The following is an 18,396-nucleotide window of genomic DNA, read 5'->3' as shown; positions in this document are numbered from 1 at the left end:
AAAGTCGCCAGACGCTCTTTGTGCGGTATTGCCGGTATATATACGGAATTGCTGGAAAGAGCTGTTTTCTTAACCGCTTCATACAGCATTTCTTCTATTATAAAAGAATTCTGGCAAAAAGTCAATCTTTTCCTTGCAAAAATCAATGCAAATATTCCAGAATTGTCTTTGCAACGCCGTCTTCTGTGTGCGATAAGGTGATTCGGTCTGCTGCTTGTTTGCAGGCATCGGAAGCGTTTGCCACTGCGACACCGATTCCGGCATAGGCAAGCATTTCTGCATCATTGTCCGCATTGCCAAATGCCAGAATATTTTCTGCCGGTATGCCGGTTTGTTCTGACAGAAACCGCAGCCCATTGGCTTTCCCTGCTTCTGCATGGGCGATTTCCACCAATTCCGGTGTGGAAGATGTTACGTAAATATCAGCGATTTCCTGTTGCACCTGTACACGAAGCCGGTCTTTTTCTGCACATTCCGGACAAATCAAATCGATGCAGTCTATTTCATGTTGATGTTCCAGCAAAAACGCTGTCATATCGGCTACTGGTTTTCGTGTTCGTTTTAAATATGCTTGCAGCGGTGCCGCCTGCCGGTACTTTTCCGGATTGTTCAGATATTCTTCCGGTGCGTACATCTGTCCGCCTATGCCGGCTTCTATCAGAAAAGTTCCTGCCGCTTGCTGCATTTTCAGCAGATCCAGAACTGCCTGCTCCGGCAATGTCCATGCACACAGCAGTTTTCCGGCAGGCAATTCGGAAACCGCTGCTCCGTTGGATGTGACGGCATAACGAATGCCAGCAAAATGACGGATTTTTTCCGGCAGTGCTGTAAAGGCACGCCCACTCGCTACAACAATGCAGATGCCCTGCGAAATTGCCTTTGTCAGAGCATCTTCCGCGGCAGCAGACAGGGTGCTGTCCGGCTGGAGCAGTGTGCCGTCCAAGTCCAGTGCAATCATTTGTACCATGAAAAAACCTCTCTCTGTTATTTTTGGGAAAAACCCTTCATATAGTATACCACACGATTATGTATTGCACATGAACACATGCCGGTACTGCATGAAATCGGAAAATGGAGGGAAGAACTATGTACCACAGCTGGAATTTGCGAAAACTGCTTCGATATATTGCCTTTGATATGGCACTGGTGCTTGCAGCAATTCTCCTGACGCGGGCAGGCAGACAACACTTTGCGGCGGTGGACAGTGCCGGCGGTGTTTCCCTGCCGGTGCTGATGTACCACAGCATTGCACCAGTGCCGGAAACCCAGTATTGCATTTCTCCGGAAACGCTGGAATCCGATCTGCAATATTTACAGGAGCATCACTACACAGCAGTATCTCCGGAAGAATTGATCGCCTATACAGAGGGTACTGGTGACTTGCCGGAGAAGCCGGTGCTGCTGACATTTGACGACGGCTTATATAACAACCTTAGTCTGGCACTGCCGTTGTTGGAAAAGTATGATATGTGTGCGGTGATTTCCGTTGTGGGCAGTTTTGCAGATGTCTATGCTCCGGACGCTCCTCACAACGATATATATTCCTATCTGACGTGGGAAGATATGCAGCAGTTAGAAGATTCCGGACGGATCACTCTCGGAAGTCACACCTATGACATGCATGAAAATGGCACCCGCAGGGGCTGTGCCAAAATGGAACAGGAAACGGAGGAAGCCTATCACGAAGCACTGTATACAGATCTTTCCATGCTGCAAACGGAATTTCAGGAAAATCTACACATACAGCCTACAGTGTTTGCCTATCCCTATGGATTTGTCTGTCCGGAGAGTAAACTGGTGCTGGAAGAACTGGGCTTTCAGATTACGCTGACTTGTCTGGAAAAGCCGAACTTCATTACCAGAAATCCAGCGTGTCTATATGGCATCAACCGTTACAACCGATTTGGAAATTGTAGTACTGCGGAAATTATGAGGCAGATTCTGCCGGACGAAAAATAGGGAGGTCTTTCATTATGCACAGACGGTTTCATAAAAGGCGGTGGACGCTGACTTGCTTTCTGGCGGCAATGGTGATTCTGCCGACTGCTGCGGTTCTGCAAAAAGATAATGATGCACAAAATAAGTCTGCCGCACATGCCTATGCCGAAAAAGAGGGTGCTGCACAGTCTGTTTCATGGAATGTGTTTTCCGACGGCTATGGCTGGGAGGAAGAAACCGCACCAGTAGCAGCAGAAATTTCGGCGGAACTGCCGGAACAAAAAGCCTCCGCAGATGCCGGAGAAAAGCCGTATCCGGAAAGCTGGAATCTTAGTTCAGACACCAGTGTGCAGCGTACCAGTTATGGCACGTATTCCGGCACACGGTTTTTCAGTTTGTTTTCCGCGGGGCAGGTACAGAACAAAACCAGCATTCCCAACAATACGCTGATTGCAGAGAGTACGGCAGCACCGGCATTCACGATCGAAACCAGCGGCGAACCGCAGGTGTTGATTATGCATACGCACACGACAGAATCTTTTGAACCGTATGTGCGGCAAAATTTTGATCCGGCGTTCAACTATCGGACAACAGATCCGGCGTATAATATGGTGTCGGTTGGAGATGCTATTACTGCACAGCTGGAGGCTGCCGGCATTGGCGTGATCCACAATACGACCATTCACGACTACCCTTCCTACAACGGTTCCTATGACCGCAGTGCTGAAACAGTCAGACAGATTTTACAGCAGTATCCGTCTATTCGGGTGGTGCTGGACATTCATCGGGACGCGATTCAAAAGGATAACACGCTGATACAGCCGGTTGTGGAAATCAACGGCAAAGAATCTGCACAAGTGATGATTATTTCGGGGTGTGATGACGGTACGATGAACATGCCAAACTACATGCAGAATTATCACTTTGCCTGTCGGTTACAAGAAAATATGGAAGGCATGTATGCAGGACTGACCAGACCAATTCTGTTTGATTACCGGCACTATAATCAGGATCTGACTACGGGCAGTCTGCTGCTGGAAATCGGCACTCACGGAAACACACTGGAGCAGGCACAGTATGCCGGTGAACTGGTGGGAAAGGCTCTGGCTCAAACACTTTTGAAATTGAAAAAGGAATAAAAGCAACATGAAACAAACTCATCGCCGCCGTTGGAGGCGGCTTTTGCAAGGGCTGTGTCTTTACGGATTGCTCTGCGGGTTTTTCTGGGCATATCTGACTGTGCAGACACGTTCACAAAACCGTATGACCCATACTCCCGCCGCTATGGCACAATTGACCATACAGCCGAACCAGACGGCATCACTTTGTCTTGCGGCACAGGAGTATCGTTGGGAACTGCCGCGGTTGGATTCTCAGTGGCTCTGGCTGGCAGCACTGCCGGACACTGCCGGAAATGGTGCGGTACTGCTTTGGCAGCTGCTGACAGACTGGTAAGGGATCACTGCGTTTCCAGATTCTCTGAAAATTTTCTGTGAACATCTCGGATATTTCCGCAGAACCTCTTGCATTTATCCTGAGAATGTGCTATACTAAATAAGTCGTCAGACAAGACAGATATGATTCTGATGATGTTTTTCCGATATGCGCCTGTAGCTCAGCTGGATAGAGTGTCAGACTCCGACTCTGAAGGTCGTGCGTTCGAATCGCATCAGGCGTACCAACCCACCTAAGGTTTTACTTTAGGTGGGTTTTGTTTTTATCAGCGTGCGGAAAGGAGTGCGTTTTATGCAGCGGCAACGCGTTCGACTGGGGAAAGACTTCTCAAGATTACGGAAAGTTTCGGGACATCTATCCCCCGTTATTTTATCAGAAAATAGTGGAGAGAAATTGCGGCACTGCCGGACAGGAAGTGTTGGACATCGGAACAGGAACGGGCGTTCTGCCCCGAAATATGTACCGGTTCGGGGCACATTGGACAGGCATCGATATTGCTCCAAATCAGATCGCAGAGGCAAAACGGCTTTCGGCGGGTATGGAAATCTCCTATCTTGTTTCGCCGGCGGAGGAACTGGACTTTGCCGGAAAGCAGTTTGACTGCATTACTGCCTGTCAGTGCTACTGGTACTTTGACAATCAAAAGGCGGCTCCGGTATTTGCAAGGCTTCTGAAGCCGCATGGGGAACTGTTGCTGCTCTGCATGGAATGGCTGCCATATTCGGACAAGATTGCTGAAGCCAGCGAAAAACTGGTGTTGCAGTATAATCCAAAATGGAGTGGAGCAGGAGAAACCAAGCACCCGATTTCCGTTGCACCGGAACTGTTGGAATATTTTGATCTGACCTATCACGAGGAATACGAATTGGACGTGTCCTTTACCCGTACCAGCTGGAACGGTCGTATGAAAGCTTGCCGCGGTATCGGAGCTTCGCTGACGCCGGAAGAAATTGCGGCATGGGAAAAAGAACATTTGCAGTTGTTGGAGCGTATTGCACCGGAGACATTTTTGGTACGGCATTATGCGGCAATTGCGGAACTGCGAAAGAAGTAAACATGCATCGGATACAAGCAAAAAACATCTTATCTGCCACAAATGGTATGAATCTGTATCGTGGTTGCACACACGGCTGCATCTATTGCGACAGTCGTTCGGCATGCTATCAAATGGGACACGATTTTGAAGATGTGGCAGTGAAAGAAAACGCTCCACAGTTGCTGGAGGAAGCTTTGCGGAGAAAGCGGCGGCTCTGCATGATCGGAACCGGTGCCATGAGCGATCCGTATTTACACTGCGAAGAACAGCTGGGGCTGACACGGCAATGCCTGGAGTTGATTGCAAAATATGGATTTGGTGCAACGGTATTGACGAAGTCGGATCGCGTTTTAAGAGATCTGGATCTGCTGCAAAAGATTCAGCAGAATGCAAAGTGTGTGGTGCAGATGACGTTGACCACGTGGAACGAAACGCTCTGTCGCATTCTGGAACCCCATGTCTGCACCACTAGACGGCGGTATGAAGTGCTGAAGATTATGCAGGCAAATGGAATTCCAACGGTGGTATGGCTCACGCCGATTTTGCCGTTTTTAAATGATACAGAGCAAAATCTCCGCGGCATTCTGGAATACTGTTTTGATGCTGGTGTAAAAGGCATTTGCTGTTTCGGTATGGGCGTTACTCTGCGGGAAGGCGATCGGGAATTCTTTTATGCACAGTTGGACAAGCATTTCCCCGGCATGAAAGAGCAGTACATACGTCGGTTTGGAAATGCTTATGAGTGCTCCAGTCCCAATCAGGCACGGCTCATGACAATTTTCCGCGAGTCTTGTGCCAAGTATGATGTCATGTATGAACCAAATCAAATTTTCGCCTACTTGCGGGAATTTCCGGAATGTCATCGGCAGTTGTCTTTGTTTTAGTGTGTTGTGTGAACGCTAAGAAAACGCTGCATAAAGCCCGTCTGACGGCTTTGCACGCAATCTGGTTACACGAGCTTTATTCAGTATTGCCCTAATTTTATATGTTCTCAATCAAATAAAATTAGTATACTATGTAAAAGATAAATGATTCACAAAAAAATTCACTGTCATCATAAAAGTAAAATTGTCCTGAAGAAACAGACTTTCTTCAGGACGATTTTTGTTGTTATTTTCCGGTAGGTGCTTTCGTTTCCAGCCAACGCAGCATTTCGTGGAACCCGTCTTCTGTCATGGGATACGTCTGTTCCTCCTCGATGTCTGCCAGTTCCGAACAAAGACGGCTGTGCCAGATCTGCACGGTGAAGTTCTCCCCCGGTATGATCTTATAGCTAAGCTTGCCGTAGCTGCCGGTAAAGGTGTTTCCGAATTCAAAATAGGTGTACTGTGGAATGTCATAGACTTCCGATGCAGGATTTTTTCGCATGTTCTTTTTCTCCTATGCCAGCCGCCTGAAGCAGCGGAATGACTTCTTTTAAATTTTCGGCGATGCCAAACAAGCGTTCCCTGTCCCCTGCTTCCGGCGGTGTCAGGTCGGGAACCAGAATCACATTACAGTGTGCAGACAGTCCTGCGGTAACGCCGTTGGGCGAATCCTCAATTGCCACGCACTGTTCCGGCGGCAAGTGCAGAGCCTCTGCCGCCACCAGATAGATGTCCGGATCCGGCTTGCCGTGAAGCACCTGATCACCGCCGACAATTTGCGGAAACTGTCCAGCCAGTCCAGCCAGTTCCAGCCGCTGTTCTGCCAGTTCTTTGGAGGTGGCGGTGGCAATGGCATAAGGCAGTCCGGATTCACGGCAGAATTGCAGCAATTCTGTAATGCCGGATTTCTGTTCTACGCCGTGCTCTGCAATATATTGGGAAACCAGTTCCCGCCGGCGGTCACGTACTTTGAAATAGTCAAAGTTTTCTCCGTAAAGCTGCCGGAAATAAGGTTGGGCGTGGGCGGCACAGCAGCTTCGGACATGCAGGGCGGCTTCTTCAGACATGGGATACCCCAGTTCCTTGGCACTTTGCAGCCAGCAGCGGAAATAGATTTTTTCCGTATCCAGCAATACGCCGTCCATATCAAAAATCAATCCGCGAATGGTGCTCACTGGTTCTGTCCTCCTGCATTGGTCAGCATCTGCCGCAGGGCTGCCAAGTCGAAACCATTTACCATGGAATCCGTGTACACGTCAGCACACTGATATGCCTGCTGGGAAATGGTTTCGCTGCCCAGCAGATAACGGCACAGGCGAACGGCATCGGCGATGTTGACGGTACCGTCCAGTGTGACATCACCCTTCTGCCATGTCGGCTGTGCAGAAGTTTCTGTGGTTGATGTGGTTGTGTCACTTTCGCTGACAGAAGACGAAGCTGTTGTTGTTTCTGTAGTAGTTTCTTCTGACGATTCTGTTGCAGAGGTTTCTGTAGAAGTGGTAGTTGCTTCTGTTGTGGTCGAAACGGTTGTTTCTGTTGTTGCTTCTGTAGAAGTCGTAGTTGTTTCAATTGCAGTTGTTGTGGTGGCTTCGGTAGCGGTAGTCACTTCTGTCGTTGTTGCAGGTGTCGGTGTGGGTGTTGTACCGTTCAGGTAAGCAGATACCTGCTCCGACCAGTATTTTCCCATGCAGGCGTAGCCGGCTTCATTGGGGTGTACGCCGTCCTCTAATCCCGTTTTCATATCTACAACGCTGTTGATGTCTGCAAACCGAATTCGTGCTCCGACAGCCTGCTTTTTCTCTACCAGTTCTTTGACAGAGGCATTGTAGTTGTCTACGCTCTGCTCTACCAGTGCTGTGAATTCTTCCGGATTGTTTTCATAGGAATAGCCGCTGGACTGATATGCCCAGAGCCAGTCGTGCTTGACTGATACGTCAATATCCGGTACTGATGCCACGAACAGCATGCTGTCGCTGTCTATGCTGTCCAGCAGCTTGTCTACCAGTTTTTCCAGACGGTCTGTAATGCCGGCATTCTGGTTGTCCAGCAGATCATTGGTGCCGATTTGCAGCAGGACAATATCCGGATCGTATGCTTCGATCATATTGCCTGTGACATTGTTATTGTAATAGGTTGTGTCAAAAATAGTTTCATACAGTCCCTGCCGACTTCCGATTTTCTCAATGGCATAGCCGCTGTAGCCGGCATGGGCGGGATCATATTGGAATGTTACGCCGTCAGAGGTGGTGTAGGAAACGGAATCAGACCAGCTGTTTTTCGGTCCCACCATATCAAAATTGGTAAATCCTTTTTGCTGCATTTCGTAGCAAAAGTATTTCCGATAGCCGTTGTCCCCGTTGATATAGCCGTCTGTAATGGAGTCTCCCATTGCCAGAATCCGTACCGGTTCTGTAGTGTCTTCTGCGGCAACCGGTGCAGCTGCCATACCGGCTGCAAGGGGCAGTACGCCGATACAAAGGCTTGTTAAAACGGCAAGTATTTTTTGTTTCATCATTTTATTCTTCCTTTCATGTAATTCCTTATTCCTGAATCAATTTGACAAGAGCATCTGTGATTACAGTGCCGCCCTCGTCATTCGGGTGTTGTCCGTAAACGGTTTTTGAAGCATCTGACGGGTTTGCCAACAGGGAGGCAACATCAAAATAAGTCGCTCCGTTGTCCTTGGCAATGCCCTCCACCGTTTCGTTATAGGCAGTTCGAATTCCATCCAATTCTGGTGTCATGTCAAACGGCGGAGAGTTCCACAAAATCGTGCGAATGCCGGCATCGGTACAAGTTTTAGTGATCTTCCGGACATCTGCTTCGATTTCTTCCGGTGTGGCATGACCGGTGCCGCCATAAGGTCCGCTGATGATGTCGTTGGTGCCGAATGCCACGGTAATCAGATCTGCACCGGCAACAGCACGATTCAGCCAGTTGCCCTGCCGAGCACAGTCAGAGGCACGGGCATAGCCGATTCCCAGATTCCACAGGCTGTAATCTTCTGTACCCAACTGATCCAGCAGCTGGGCTGCCCAGAACTGATACCCGAATTCGGAAGTCTGACAGCCCTGTGTGACAGAGTCCCCCAGCGTGACAATTCGGGTCTTGACTTTTCGGTCACAGCCCACAAGCTGGGGCACAGGAATTTCATTGGTGTAGAGGAATCCCTTTCCGTCCCCTTTATCTGCATAGGCATAGGTCAGGTTAGACATGGCAATTGCCGGAATATTTGTTCCATTGACTGTCCATTCCCACAGCAGATAGTGCCCTTCCGGTACGTTCAGCGTTACAGGATCGCTCCAGAAAGTTTCGTCCGGAGCGACTTCTTTGGCGGCACTGCCGGAAAAGGTCACGGCTGCGGAAACTATTGGTTCCACGTTGGCATCGAATTCCGTGCCGCCGTCATAGACAGTTGCCTTTTCAATGGTGTAGCTGCCGCCGGACATGCCCACATGACTTTCGCTGCCGTCACCCCATGTGGAATCTACCGTATTGGAAAAGTAAAACCGGTAGTCATATTCCCCTGCCGCTTCTACCGGAAACCATGCCCGATAGGTCACATGTTCTGCGTTTTTGATAACGGTATTGCTGCCGGTAGAAATCACGGTATTGGACACGTAAGTATCCAGCAGAGAAAGTTCCTGATCTGCTGTTGAAGTAGTTTCGGCACTTTCTTCTGTTGGCGTATTTGATGTGCCGCAGCCTGCAAAAGCTATGGTCAATGCTGCCGTTGTCAGGAGTGCCAAAATTTGTTTCCGTTGGATTCTTTTCATACAACGCCTCCTGTCTTTTTCATCTTGACTCATTGTAGCACGGCAATTTTCTTTTGTCAAGGACAATTTTATGCTTTTTCTTTTTGCAAATTTGTTTTTCAAAGTAAATTTATGCACAATAAAATTGCAGTGCTGTTAGAATTTTTTATATGAAACGCTTGATTGTAGAGCAAGAATGTGCTATAATAAAAATGTTCGTGAGAAAACTGGCATGAAAGATGTATGCCACAACTGAAAAAAGGAGAATTGAAATGAAAAAACGCATCTTTGCGGGAATTACGGCAAGCATTCTTGCCCTTTCCTGTGCCGCACAAGTGCCGGCAATTTTGTCCGCTTCGGCTGCTGGAAATTATGAAATGCAGTTGAACATCAAATTGAACGGTGAAAAGAAAGCAATCAGCCCGTATATCTACGGTGTGAACGAAGCCGGAAATTCAACCAGTTTGAAAAAAGTGACAACGCATTCGCTGCGGCAGGGCGGCAATCGTTTTACTGGCTACAACTGGGAAAATAATTATTCCAATGCCGGTCGGGACTGGAACGATAGTTCTGACACAAACATGGGAGATGTAACAGACGGTCCGGCATATCAGGCACGCCGACTGTCGAAGGAAGCTGCTGAAAACAACGTAGACTACAAAATGGCAACGCTGCAAATGGCGGGTTATGCTTCCGCAGATAAAAATGGAACTGTGGCAGCTTCGGAAGTAGCACCGTCCTCTCGTTGGAATAAGGTGGAATTTCAGAAAGACGGTGCACTGTCTGACACGCCGGATCTGACGGACGACACGGTATACATGGACGAGTATGTCAATTATCTGATCAATAATCTGGGGGATTCTACAACTTCTACCGGTATTCAGGGCTATAATCTGGACAATGAACCGGTACTCTGGAATGATACACACCCCCTGCTGCACAAGGACGAAGTTTCCAACAGCGAACTGATCTCCAAGTCGGTTGCTCTGGCAAAGGTGGTAAAGGATCTTGATCCGAACGCAGAAATTTACGGTCCGGCATTCTGGGGCATTCTCCCCTGCGTACAGGCAGGAAGCGGCGACAACTTCAAGGATTCGGATTGGGAAGCTGTCAAAGGACAGTATTCGTGGTATATGGATTACTACCTGAAACAAATGGCAGATGCAGAGCAGGAAAACGGCAAACGACTGTTAGATGTAGTTGATGTTCACTACTATGCACAGGACTGCGAAACAGATGACGGCATTTTGCAGGCAGCGAGAAGCCTGTACGATCCGAATTACAAGGAAAACAGCTGGCTGACACAGTGGTTTGGGGGTTCGTTCCCGTTCCTCACCAGAATGCAGGAGTCTATTGACAAGTACTATCCGGGTACCAAGCTGGCACTGACGGAGTACAATCTGGCAAACATCAGCAAGGAATCTACAACTGGAAAATCTGTAATTTCTGCCATTGCAGAAACTGAAGCGTTGGGGGCTTTTGCCGATCAGGGCGTATATCTGGCAACCTATTGGGGAACGCTTTCTCTTTGTCCGTATGTGACCAGTGCGATCAACCTTTACACTAACTATGACGGCAATGGCGGTGCATTCGGGGATACCCTTGTGGAGTCTTCCTCTGCTGACCTGTCTAAGGCGGCAATCTTTGCGGCAATTGATGGCTCTGATGACAGTGAAGTGACTACAGTGATTTCCAACAAGGATAAGGAAAATACAGAAAAAGCGGTTATTTCTCTGGAAGGCACAGACACTGACTATCAGAGTGCTGTTGTCTATGCTATCACACAGGACAGCAGCGATATTCAGATTCTGGATGTGCAGAATGATGTTTCCGGCAATCAGGTAACTGTAGAACTGCCGCCGTTGTCTGTGGCTCAAGTGGTGATTTCTGACGAAAAGACCAATGTGACAATTCCGGAAAAACCGAATGTTGAAATCAAAAAAACCACTTACAATATCAGCGATTTGTCGACAAATACCGCAGGCAATCCGATGATTCCGCTGGGTGACAAGGAACACCTGAAAGAAATTATTGTGAACGCTACTGTATCTTCGAATGCCGGATCTTCGTGGGCTGTCGGCGGCGGAGCTCTCTGCTTTAACGAAGTCGTGAAAAAGGGTTCCTCCTCTGCTGGCGTTTGGGGAAACAAGTCTTTCCAATACCGTCTGGGCACAAGTGATATAACAGTTCCTTTTGACGATCAGTTTACTATTTCTTTGAGTGACGGCAAGAGTGAAAATATTACTGGTTCCTGCAATGATGAAAGTGCAGAATTACAGAACTGGTGGGCTTCTTCCGAAAACGATTCCAAAAACGGCGAAGATATCTCTACTACATTTAATACAGTGACATTGGTGTATGAATACAATTATGACAAACCGGACGAAACGACTACAACGCCGGCAGAAACAACCACAACAACAGAAACAACGATGACAGAATCCACTTCGGAAACTGTTTCTGAAACCACTGCTTCTACAGAAGAAACAGCATTGACTACAGAGAGTACCGCTGCTTCGACGGAAAGCAGCAACACCACTGCTGTGTCCTCGGAAGAAACAACCACGACTGCAACAGAAACTACCTCTGCTGCAACTTCTTCTGAACAGGTGAACCCGTCCGCAGTTTTGTATGGCGATGTTACGCTGGATGGCAGAGTGGATATTACTGATGCGGTGCTGCTGAACAAGGCAACTGCTGGTCAGGTAGAACTGAATGTACAGGCAAAGGGCAATGCTGACTGCAACGCTGATGGACAGACGGACAGCAATGATGCAATTTGCCTGCTGCGGTTCTTGGTGCATATCATCAACACGTTGCCGGAACAGTAAGCCTCTGCAAATATTTATGACAACGAAAGCCACTCCGATTTTGGAGTGGCTTTTTTGTTTGGATTCGTTTAACAATATTTACAGAAGCGAAAGCTGTCCGCTTTCCGGCAGATCTTTCGCCATGCCACCAGTTGCCGGAATGGTTTTTACACGATATTTTTTCAGTGCAATGCATTCTTCTTCGTTCAGCACACGTGCTTCGCAGACAAGGTGTTTTGCTTTCAATGTGACTACCTGTACGCCCTGTGTATCACGGGTGGACTTTGCGGAAATCAGTACAGTATCTGCCAGCACTGCCCGATTGCCGTCTGTACGGAAAAAGACGGAGCAGGATTCCTCGCCGCTTGGAATTTGCAGAATTTGTACCAGTGGCGAACGGTCGCTGTAAGCCTTTTGCAGCTTCTTACGGTTGGTTTTCGTTGCGTAGGCAGACATCGGTACACGGGCCGCCTTTCCGTTGGCAAATACAAAGAGCAGATCACCTTGGTAATCTGCGGTGGCAATCATTTGCACCACGAATTCCCCGTCAGCAAATCCCAGTTTTGCCGGAATGTAATCGCCCATGACGCTGGCTTTGGTTTCCGTAAAGTCGCTGGCTCTGGTTTTGTAAACCTGCTGTTGGTTGGTGAAAAACAGCAGTTCGATGCAGTTGGTGGTTTCCAGATGACAGACGATCTGGTCTTCCTCTTTCAGCTTTTGTTCGCTGCTCATGCGGAGAGAAGCTGGTGTGATCTTTTTGAAGTAACCACTCTGCGACAGAAACAGGTGTACCGGATAATCGGGAATATCTTCTTCGTCTGGTTCTTCCTCGATGTCAGACGCATAATAGAACAGTGTCTTTCGGGGCTGTCCGTATTTTTTTGCGGTTTCTTTCAACTCTGCAATGATGATTTTCTTCATCTTTTTCGGATCCGCAATGGTTTCTTCCAGTTCGGCAATTTCCTGTTTCAACTGGTCGATCTCCTGCGTGCGTTTCAGAATGTATTCCCGATTCAAGTGCCGCAGTTTGATCTCCGCCACATATTCTGCCTGAATCTCATCAATGCCGAAGCCGATCATCAGATTTGGTACAACATCTGCTTCTTCGACGGTTTCCCGCACGATGCGAATTGCCTTATCAATGTCCAGCAGGATTTTTTCCAGACCAAGGAGCAGATGCAGTTTTTCCTGTTTTTTCTGGAGATCGAATACCAGACGGCGGCGGACACATTCCAGACGGAATGCGGACCATTCCTCCAGAATTTCTCGCACGCCCATAACGCGGGGTGCTCCGCCGACCAGAATATTGAAGTTGCAGGAGTAGTTGTCTTGCAGCGGTGTCATGCGGAACAGCTTCTGCATGACCTTTTCCGGATCAGAGCCACGCTTTAAGTCAATGGCAATCTTCAAGCCGTCAATGTCGGTTTCGTCGCGGACGTAAGAAACTTCCCGTAGTTTGCCCTGTTTGATGCAGTCCACGATCTTGTCCTTGATTGCTTCAATGGTGGTGCTGTACGGGATTTCTGTGACTTCCAGACAGTTGTCCTGTTTGTTGTAGTTCCATTTTGCACGGACAGTTACACTGCCGCGACCGGTATCATAAATTTTTTGCAGTTCTGTTTCATTGTAGAACAGAAAGCCGCCGCCGGGAAAATCCGGTCCTTTCAGTGTAGACAGAATATCATGCTTCGGATTTTTCAGCACGGCAATGGTTGTTTCGCAGACTTCTGCCAGATTGAACGGGCAGACGCTGCTTGCCATGGAAACGGCAATACCTACATTGGCATTGACCAGTACGGTGGGAAATGTTGCCGGAAACAGTGTCGGCTCCTGCATGGTATTGTCGTAGTTCGGAACAAAGTCTACTGTGTCTTTGTCAATATCCCGAAACAGTTCGTTACAAATCGGTTCCAGTTTGACTTCCGTATAACGGGAGGCGGCGTATGCCATATCTTTTGAATATGCCTTACCGAAGTTTCCCTTGGATTGCACGTAGGGGTGCAGCAGTGCCTCGTTGCCTCTTGCCAGACGCACCATGGTCTCATAGATGGCACTGTCACCGTGGGGATTCAGCCGCATGGTCTGCCCTACAACGTTTGCCGATTTGGTCAGCCCGCCGGTGAGCAGTCCCATTTTATACATGGTGTACAGCAGTTTCCGGTGAGAAGGCTTGAAGCCGTCGATCTCCGGCAGTGCACGGGAAATGATAACGCTCATGGCGTAGGGCATATAGTTTTTTTCCAGTGTATCTGTAATTTTTTCTTCTTCCACAATGCCGGCACCGGCAATATAGGCATTGGGAATTGCATTTTTCTTAGGTTTTTCAGATTGCTTTTTTCGTGCCATTTTTGCCCTCGCTTTTATGAAATGTCCGCCAGTTCCAGATACTCGCTACCGTATTCTGCAATGAAGTCTTTTCGCCCCTGCAGGTCATCGCCCAGCAGAATGTCGAACATCTTTGCTGTTTCTTCGATGCCTGCCGCAGTCACCTGAATCAGCCGGCGTGTTTCCGGATTCATGGTTGTCAGAGCCATCATGTCTGCTTCGTTCTCGCCCAGACCTTTTGAACGCTGGAGAGTGTACTTCTCCCCTTCCAGTGTTGCTAGAATCTCTGTTTTTTCCTTTTCGGTATAGGCAAAGTATGTCCGCTTTTTGGTTGTGATTTCAAACAGCGGAGATTCTGCGATATACACATAGCCTTTGTCGATCAGTGTCGGTGTCAGACGATACAGCATAGTGAGAATCAGTGTTCGAATCTGGAAACCGTCTACATCGGCATCGGTACAGATGACAATTTTATTCCAACGAAGACCTTCCAGATGGAAAGAGGAAATATCCTTGTTTGCCTTGGTAGTAACTTCTACCCCGCAGCCCAGCAGCTTGACAATATCAGTAATGATCTCGTTTTTGAAGATCTTGTTGTAGTCTGCTTTCAGGCAGTTCAGGATTTTGCCACGAACCGGAATGACTGCCTGAAATTCTGCATCTCGTGCCATTTTTACGGAACCCAATGCAGAGTCACCCTCCACGATGTACAATTCCCGACGGGACAGATCTTTGCTCCGGCAGTCTACAAATTTCGGGATCATGTTGGTGACGTCAATGCTGCCGGTCAGCTTTTTCTTGAGGTTCAGACGGGTCTTTTCGGCATTTTCACGGCTGCGTTTATTGATCAGCACCTGTGCTGCAATTTTTTCTGCTTCGTCCGGATTTTCAATAAAGTAGATCTCCAGCTGATGCTTGAGGAATTCCGTCATGGCTTCGTAGATAAATTTATTGGTGATCGCCTTTTTGGTTTGGTTCTCATAGCTGGTTTCTGTGGAAAAACTGGAAGAAATCAGCACCAGGCTGGATTCCACGTCCTCAAATTTCAGTTTGGCTTCACTTTTCAGGTATTTGTTATTCTGTCGCAGATAGGTATCGATCTGGGATACCAGTGCCTGCCGCACAGCTTTATCCGGCGAGCCGCCGTGTTCCAGCCAGCTGGAATTGTGATAGTATTCCAGTCGCTGTACCTGATTGGAAAAAGTCAGAGCCACATTCAGCTTCACCTTATAGGTCGGCTTATCCTCACGGTCACGGCCCTCTCGCTGGCAGCTCCAGTTCTGTACGGAAGTCAGTGTGTTTTCTCCGGCGATTTCCCGCACATAGTCTGCAATACCATTTTCGTAGAGATACTGTCGTTCGGTAAAAGTGCCGTCAGCTTCTTCTTTTCGGTAGAGGAACAACAGGTTCGGGTTGACAACTGCCTGCCGCCGCAGAGTGTCACAGAAATAATCATCTGGTATTTCGATCTCTGTAAAAACGTCCAGATCCGGCAGCCAGTGAGTTCGTGTGCCAGTCTGCTTCTTCTTGGTCGGCTTCTTTTGCAGTCCGCCTACATTGACACCCTTTTCGAAATGCAGGTTGTACTGAAAGCCGTCACGAATGATCTCTACGTCCATGTAAGAGGAAGCGAACTGTGTGGCACAAAGTCCCAGACCGTTCAGTCCCAGAGAATACGCGTAGTTGTCATCATTGGAGTTGTATTTACCGCCTGCATAGAGTTCACAGTAGACCAGTTCCCAGTTATAGCGGTTCTCGTTTTTATTGAAATCTACCGGACAGCCTCTGCCGAAGTCTTCCACTTCAATGGAATTGTCCTGATAGCGTGTCACGACGATCTTGCTGCCGTATCCGGCACGTGCTTCATCGATAGAGTTGGAAATGATTTCAAAAACCGAATGGGCACAGCCGTCCAGTCCGTCAGAGCCAAAAATGACACCGGGGCGTTTTCGTACCTTGTCTGGTCCTTTGAGCATCGTGATACTTTCATTATCATAAGATTGCTTTTTCGCCATGTTCGTTCCTTTCTACCGGAAAAGTTCCGGCTTTTTCAGCGGTTTTTCTGCATGAAAAAGTTTCCGCTTGTAGTGCATTATTTCTATCATACCACAAAACTAACGGAAAATCAAGCTTTTTCTGAAATTTTGAAAGAATCAGCATAAGAACTCTCACAGAATTGCCGGATTTTTTTGTGGTTCTGCCTAGGAATTTCATTTGGACAGTATTCTGTCAGCTTTATGTGCAGTTGTCATGGGAATTCAAAGAAATGCGTTGATTTTTGCATGGATTTCTGCTATAATAGCAGAGAATAAGAACACTGAAAAAGAGAGGCTATGCAACTATGATATTGTTATCTGCACAAAATATTGCCAAGACATATATGGAACGAAAAGTACTGGACGACGTTTCCTTCTTTTTGAATGAGGGTGATAAGGTGGGGATTATCGGCATCAATGGTACCGGAAAGTCTACACTTTTGCGAATCCTTGCCGGAGCCGAAGAGCCGGACAGCGGTAATGTCATTCGCACTAACGGAATCCGCATCTCATACCTGCCGCAAATTCCGGAGTTTGAACCGCACGGCAGCGTATTGGAACAAGTCATGCTGCATTTGCCGGCAGATCTTAAAGAGGCAAAGACGTTTGAAGCGAAGTCGATTTTGGGAAAATTGGGCATTACAGACGAAACCAGAGATATTAGTACATTGTCCGGCGGCGAAAAGCGGCGTGCCGGCATTGCTGCTGCTCTGATTCAGCCCAGCGATGTTTTGCTGCTGGACGAACCGACCAACCATATTGACAACGAAACGGTTCGATTGCTGGAAGAACAGTTATTGAAATATCGGGGTGCCATTGTTATGGTAACCCACGACCGATACTTTCTAAACCGCATTACCCGAAAAATCGTTGAAGTAGACAGAGGAAAGATTTTTGAATATGAGGGAAATTACAGTACGTATCTGGAACAGAAAGCACAGCGGGAAGTTGACGCAGAAGCAAAGGAACGAAAAAATCGTTCTTTGTATCGGCAGGAGTTGGAATGGATTCGCCGCGGCGTTCGTGCAAGAGGCACCAAATCTAAAGATCGGATCGCACGGTTTCACGAATTGGAAAATCGTGAGAAGCCAGCAGAAGCAGAAAAAATGCAGCTGCAATCGGTTTCCTCTCGACTGGGAAAGAAAACTGTGGAAATTCATGCAATCACCAAGGCTGTGAATGGCAGAATGCTGATTCATGATTTTTCCTACCAACTTCCACGCGATGCCAGAATCGGCATTGTTGGGCAAAATGGTGCCGGAAAGTCCACGCTGATCAAGATGCTCTGCGGACAAATCTCGCCGGACAATGGTTCTATTGAACTCGGTGATACAGTACGCATTGGCTATTTTTCTCAAGAGTGTGAAAGCATGGATCCCAACCAGCGAGTCATTGATTACATTCGGGGAACTGCAGAGCGAATTCAAACACCGGACGGCACGGTTACTGCGGCGACAATGCTGGAGCGATTCCTTTTTACTTCAGAATTACAGTGGAATCGAATTGAAAAGTTGTCTGGCGGTGAACGGAAACGGCTTTATCTTTTGAAAGTGCTGATGACTGCCCCAAATGTGTTGCTGCTGGACGAGCCGACCAATGATCTGGATATTGCAACACTTACTATTTTGGAGGACTATCTCCGCAGTTTTCAAGGGGCTGTTCTTGCGATTTCTCATGACCGGTATTTCTTAGATAAAATGGCTTCGGAAATCTGGGAACTGACGGGGAACGGTGAGGTTCGCCGCTACAACGGCAATTATCAGGATTACATGGAAAAGGCTCTGCCAGAAAATGCGACAGAAAAGCCCAAAAAGCAAACGGAAAAGAAAGAACGCGTTTTCAACGGCAGGAAAAAGCTGAAGTTTTCTTTCAAGGAGCAGCGGGAATACGATACCATTGATGATGAAATTGCCGATTTGGAAGAACAGATTCGGCTGACAGAAACGGAGATTACTGCGAGTGTGTCGGATTATGTGAAGCTGCAGGAATTGTCTGACCGGAAAGAAGAACTGGAAGTGCTTCTGGCAGAGAAAATGGAGCGTTGGGTGTATTTGAATGATCTGGCGGAACGGATTGCGAATGGGGAAATGGAGTAAAATGTGATAGAATAAGAGCGTGTTCTGTTTTTCGCAGGGCCGAAGAATTCTGGATTTGTATGTTGTACGTTGGGAGATT

16 protein-coding genes and 1 tRNA gene are annotated in these 18,396 nt (G+C 47.9%); 9 read left to right on the top strand and 8 right to left on the bottom strand.

The window, feature by feature from the left end:
* Window positions 1–201 (top strand): hypothetical protein (locus RUMCAL_RS16250; RefSeq protein WP_207636449.1); only part of this gene is annotated, 201 nt, incomplete at its 5' end.
* Here the strand turns inward: RUMCAL_RS16250 and RUMCAL_RS07790 are convergent.
* A complete protein-coding gene (locus RUMCAL_RS07790) occupies window positions 143–967 on the bottom strand; it encodes a Cof-type HAD-IIB family hydrolase (protein ID WP_021682173.1) in 825 nt (274 codons plus the stop codon). The genes RUMCAL_RS16250 and RUMCAL_RS07790 overlap by 59 nt on opposite strands.
* A gap of 119 nt (window positions 968–1,086) precedes the next feature.
* Here RUMCAL_RS07790 and RUMCAL_RS07785 point away from each other — a divergent pair, with 119 nt between their 5' ends.
* The 6 genes from RUMCAL_RS07785 (at window position 1,087) to RUMCAL_RS07760 (ending at window position 5,313) form a co-directional block, all read left to right on the top strand.
* Entirely contained in the window at window positions 1,087–1,959 is an 873-nt protein-coding gene (locus RUMCAL_RS07785) for a polysaccharide deacetylase family protein (protein WP_040647547.1), read from the top strand.
* A gap of 14 nt (window positions 1,960–1,973) precedes the next feature.
* Entirely contained in the window at window positions 1,974–3,077 is a 1,104-nt protein-coding gene (gene spoIIP / locus RUMCAL_RS07780) for a stage II sporulation protein P (RefSeq protein WP_051343738.1), read from the top strand.
* A 7-nt stretch (window positions 3,078–3,084) separates the two neighbouring features.
* Entirely contained in the window at window positions 3,085–3,393 is a 309-nt protein-coding gene (locus tag RUMCAL_RS07775; RefSeq protein WP_147330033.1) for a hypothetical protein, read from the top strand.
* A 149-nt stretch (window positions 3,394–3,542) separates the two neighbouring features.
* A tRNA-Arg gene (locus tag RUMCAL_RS07770) sits at window positions 3,543–3,619 on the top strand.
* Between the two features lie 30 nt (window positions 3,620–3,649).
* The gene (locus RUMCAL_RS07765) at window positions 3,650–4,447 is read left to right on the top strand and encodes a class I SAM-dependent methyltransferase (protein ID WP_021682169.1); all 798 of its coding nucleotides are present in this window, start codon (window positions 3,650–3,652) and stop codon (window positions 4,445–4,447) included.
* Window positions 4,448–4,449: 2 nt separating this feature from the next.
* Window positions 4,450–5,313: an SPL family radical SAM protein gene (locus RUMCAL_RS07760; RefSeq protein WP_040647544.1), complete on the top strand. Its 864-nt coding sequence runs from the start codon at window positions 4,450–4,452 to the stop codon at window positions 5,311–5,313.
* Between the two features lie 226 nt (window positions 5,314–5,539).
* Here RUMCAL_RS07760 and RUMCAL_RS07755 read toward each other — a convergent pair whose 3' ends face one another.
* The 4 genes from RUMCAL_RS07755 to RUMCAL_RS07740 are packed head-to-tail and all read right to left on the bottom strand — an operon-like array spanning window position 5,540 to window position 9,071.
* Window positions 5,540–5,797 carry a hypothetical protein gene (locus RUMCAL_RS07755; protein WP_021682167.1) on the bottom strand — a complete coding sequence of 86 codons (258 nt, stop codon included), beginning with the start codon at window positions 5,795–5,797 and terminating at the stop codon, window positions 5,540–5,542.
* On the bottom strand, window positions 5,766–6,470 hold the full coding sequence (locus tag RUMCAL_RS07750; RefSeq protein WP_021682166.1) for an HAD family hydrolase: 705 nt from the start codon (window positions 6,468–6,470) through the stop codon (window positions 5,766–5,768). Before RUMCAL_RS07750 ends, RUMCAL_RS07755 begins: the two co-directional genes overlap by 32 nt.
* Window positions 6,467–7,810 (bottom strand): SGNH/GDSL hydrolase family protein, encoded by a 1,344-nt coding sequence (locus RUMCAL_RS07745; protein ID WP_021682165.1) that lies wholly within the window; start codon window positions 7,808–7,810, stop codon window positions 6,467–6,469. The genes RUMCAL_RS07750 and RUMCAL_RS07745 overlap by 4 nt, the downstream gene beginning before the upstream one ends.
* Before the next feature lie 25 nt (window positions 7,811–7,835).
* Window positions 7,836–9,071, bottom strand: coding sequence for an SGNH/GDSL hydrolase family protein (locus RUMCAL_RS07740; RefSeq protein WP_040647543.1), 1,236 nt, complete (start codon window positions 9,069–9,071; stop codon window positions 7,836–7,838).
* A gap of 251 nt (window positions 9,072–9,322) precedes the next feature.
* Here RUMCAL_RS07740 and RUMCAL_RS14630 point away from each other — a divergent pair, with 251 nt between their 5' ends.
* Window positions 9,323–11,881: a glycoside hydrolase family 44 protein gene (locus tag RUMCAL_RS14630; protein ID WP_051343736.1), complete on the top strand. Its 2,559-nt coding sequence runs from the start codon at window positions 9,323–9,325 to the stop codon at window positions 11,879–11,881.
* A gap of 78 nt (window positions 11,882–11,959) precedes the next feature.
* Here the strand turns inward: RUMCAL_RS14630 and RUMCAL_RS07730 are convergent, their stop codons facing one another.
* Genes RUMCAL_RS07730 through RUMCAL_RS15505 form a run of 3 tightly spaced genes read right to left on the bottom strand, consistent with a single transcriptional unit; the run spans window position 11,960 to window position 16,345 of the window.
* Window positions 11,960–14,206 (bottom strand): DNA gyrase/topoisomerase IV subunit A, encoded by a 2,247-nt coding sequence (locus RUMCAL_RS07730; protein WP_021682162.1) that lies wholly within the window; start codon window positions 14,204–14,206, stop codon window positions 11,960–11,962.
* A 14-nt stretch (window positions 14,207–14,220) separates the two neighbouring features.
* Window positions 14,221–16,200, bottom strand: a complete 1,980-nt coding sequence (locus RUMCAL_RS07725; RefSeq protein WP_021682161.1) for a DNA gyrase/topoisomerase IV subunit B — start codon at window positions 16,198–16,200, stop codon at window positions 14,221–14,223.
* Window positions 16,178–16,345: a hypothetical protein gene (locus RUMCAL_RS15505; protein WP_156902496.1), complete on the bottom strand. Its 168-nt coding sequence runs from the start codon at window positions 16,343–16,345 to the stop codon at window positions 16,178–16,180. The genes RUMCAL_RS07725 and RUMCAL_RS15505 overlap by 23 nt, the downstream gene beginning before the upstream one ends.
* Window positions 16,346–16,526: 181 nt before the next feature.
* On the opposite strand from RUMCAL_RS15505, the gene RUMCAL_RS07720 reads away from it, so the two are divergent.
* A complete protein-coding gene (locus RUMCAL_RS07720; protein WP_021682158.1) occupies window positions 16,527–18,317 on the top strand; it encodes an ABC-F family ATP-binding cassette domain-containing protein in 1,791 nt (596 codons plus the stop codon).
* The last annotated feature ends 79 nt before the right edge of the window (window positions 18,318–18,396 follow it).

Source organism: Ruminococcus callidus ATCC 27760, assembly GCF_000468015.1.
GTDB lineage: Bacteria > Bacillota > Clostridia > Oscillospirales > Ruminococcaceae > Ruminococcus_C > Ruminococcus_C callidus.
The sequence above is the reverse complement of the archived record's forward strand: the minus strand, read 5'-3'. Positions and strand labels throughout refer to the sequence as shown.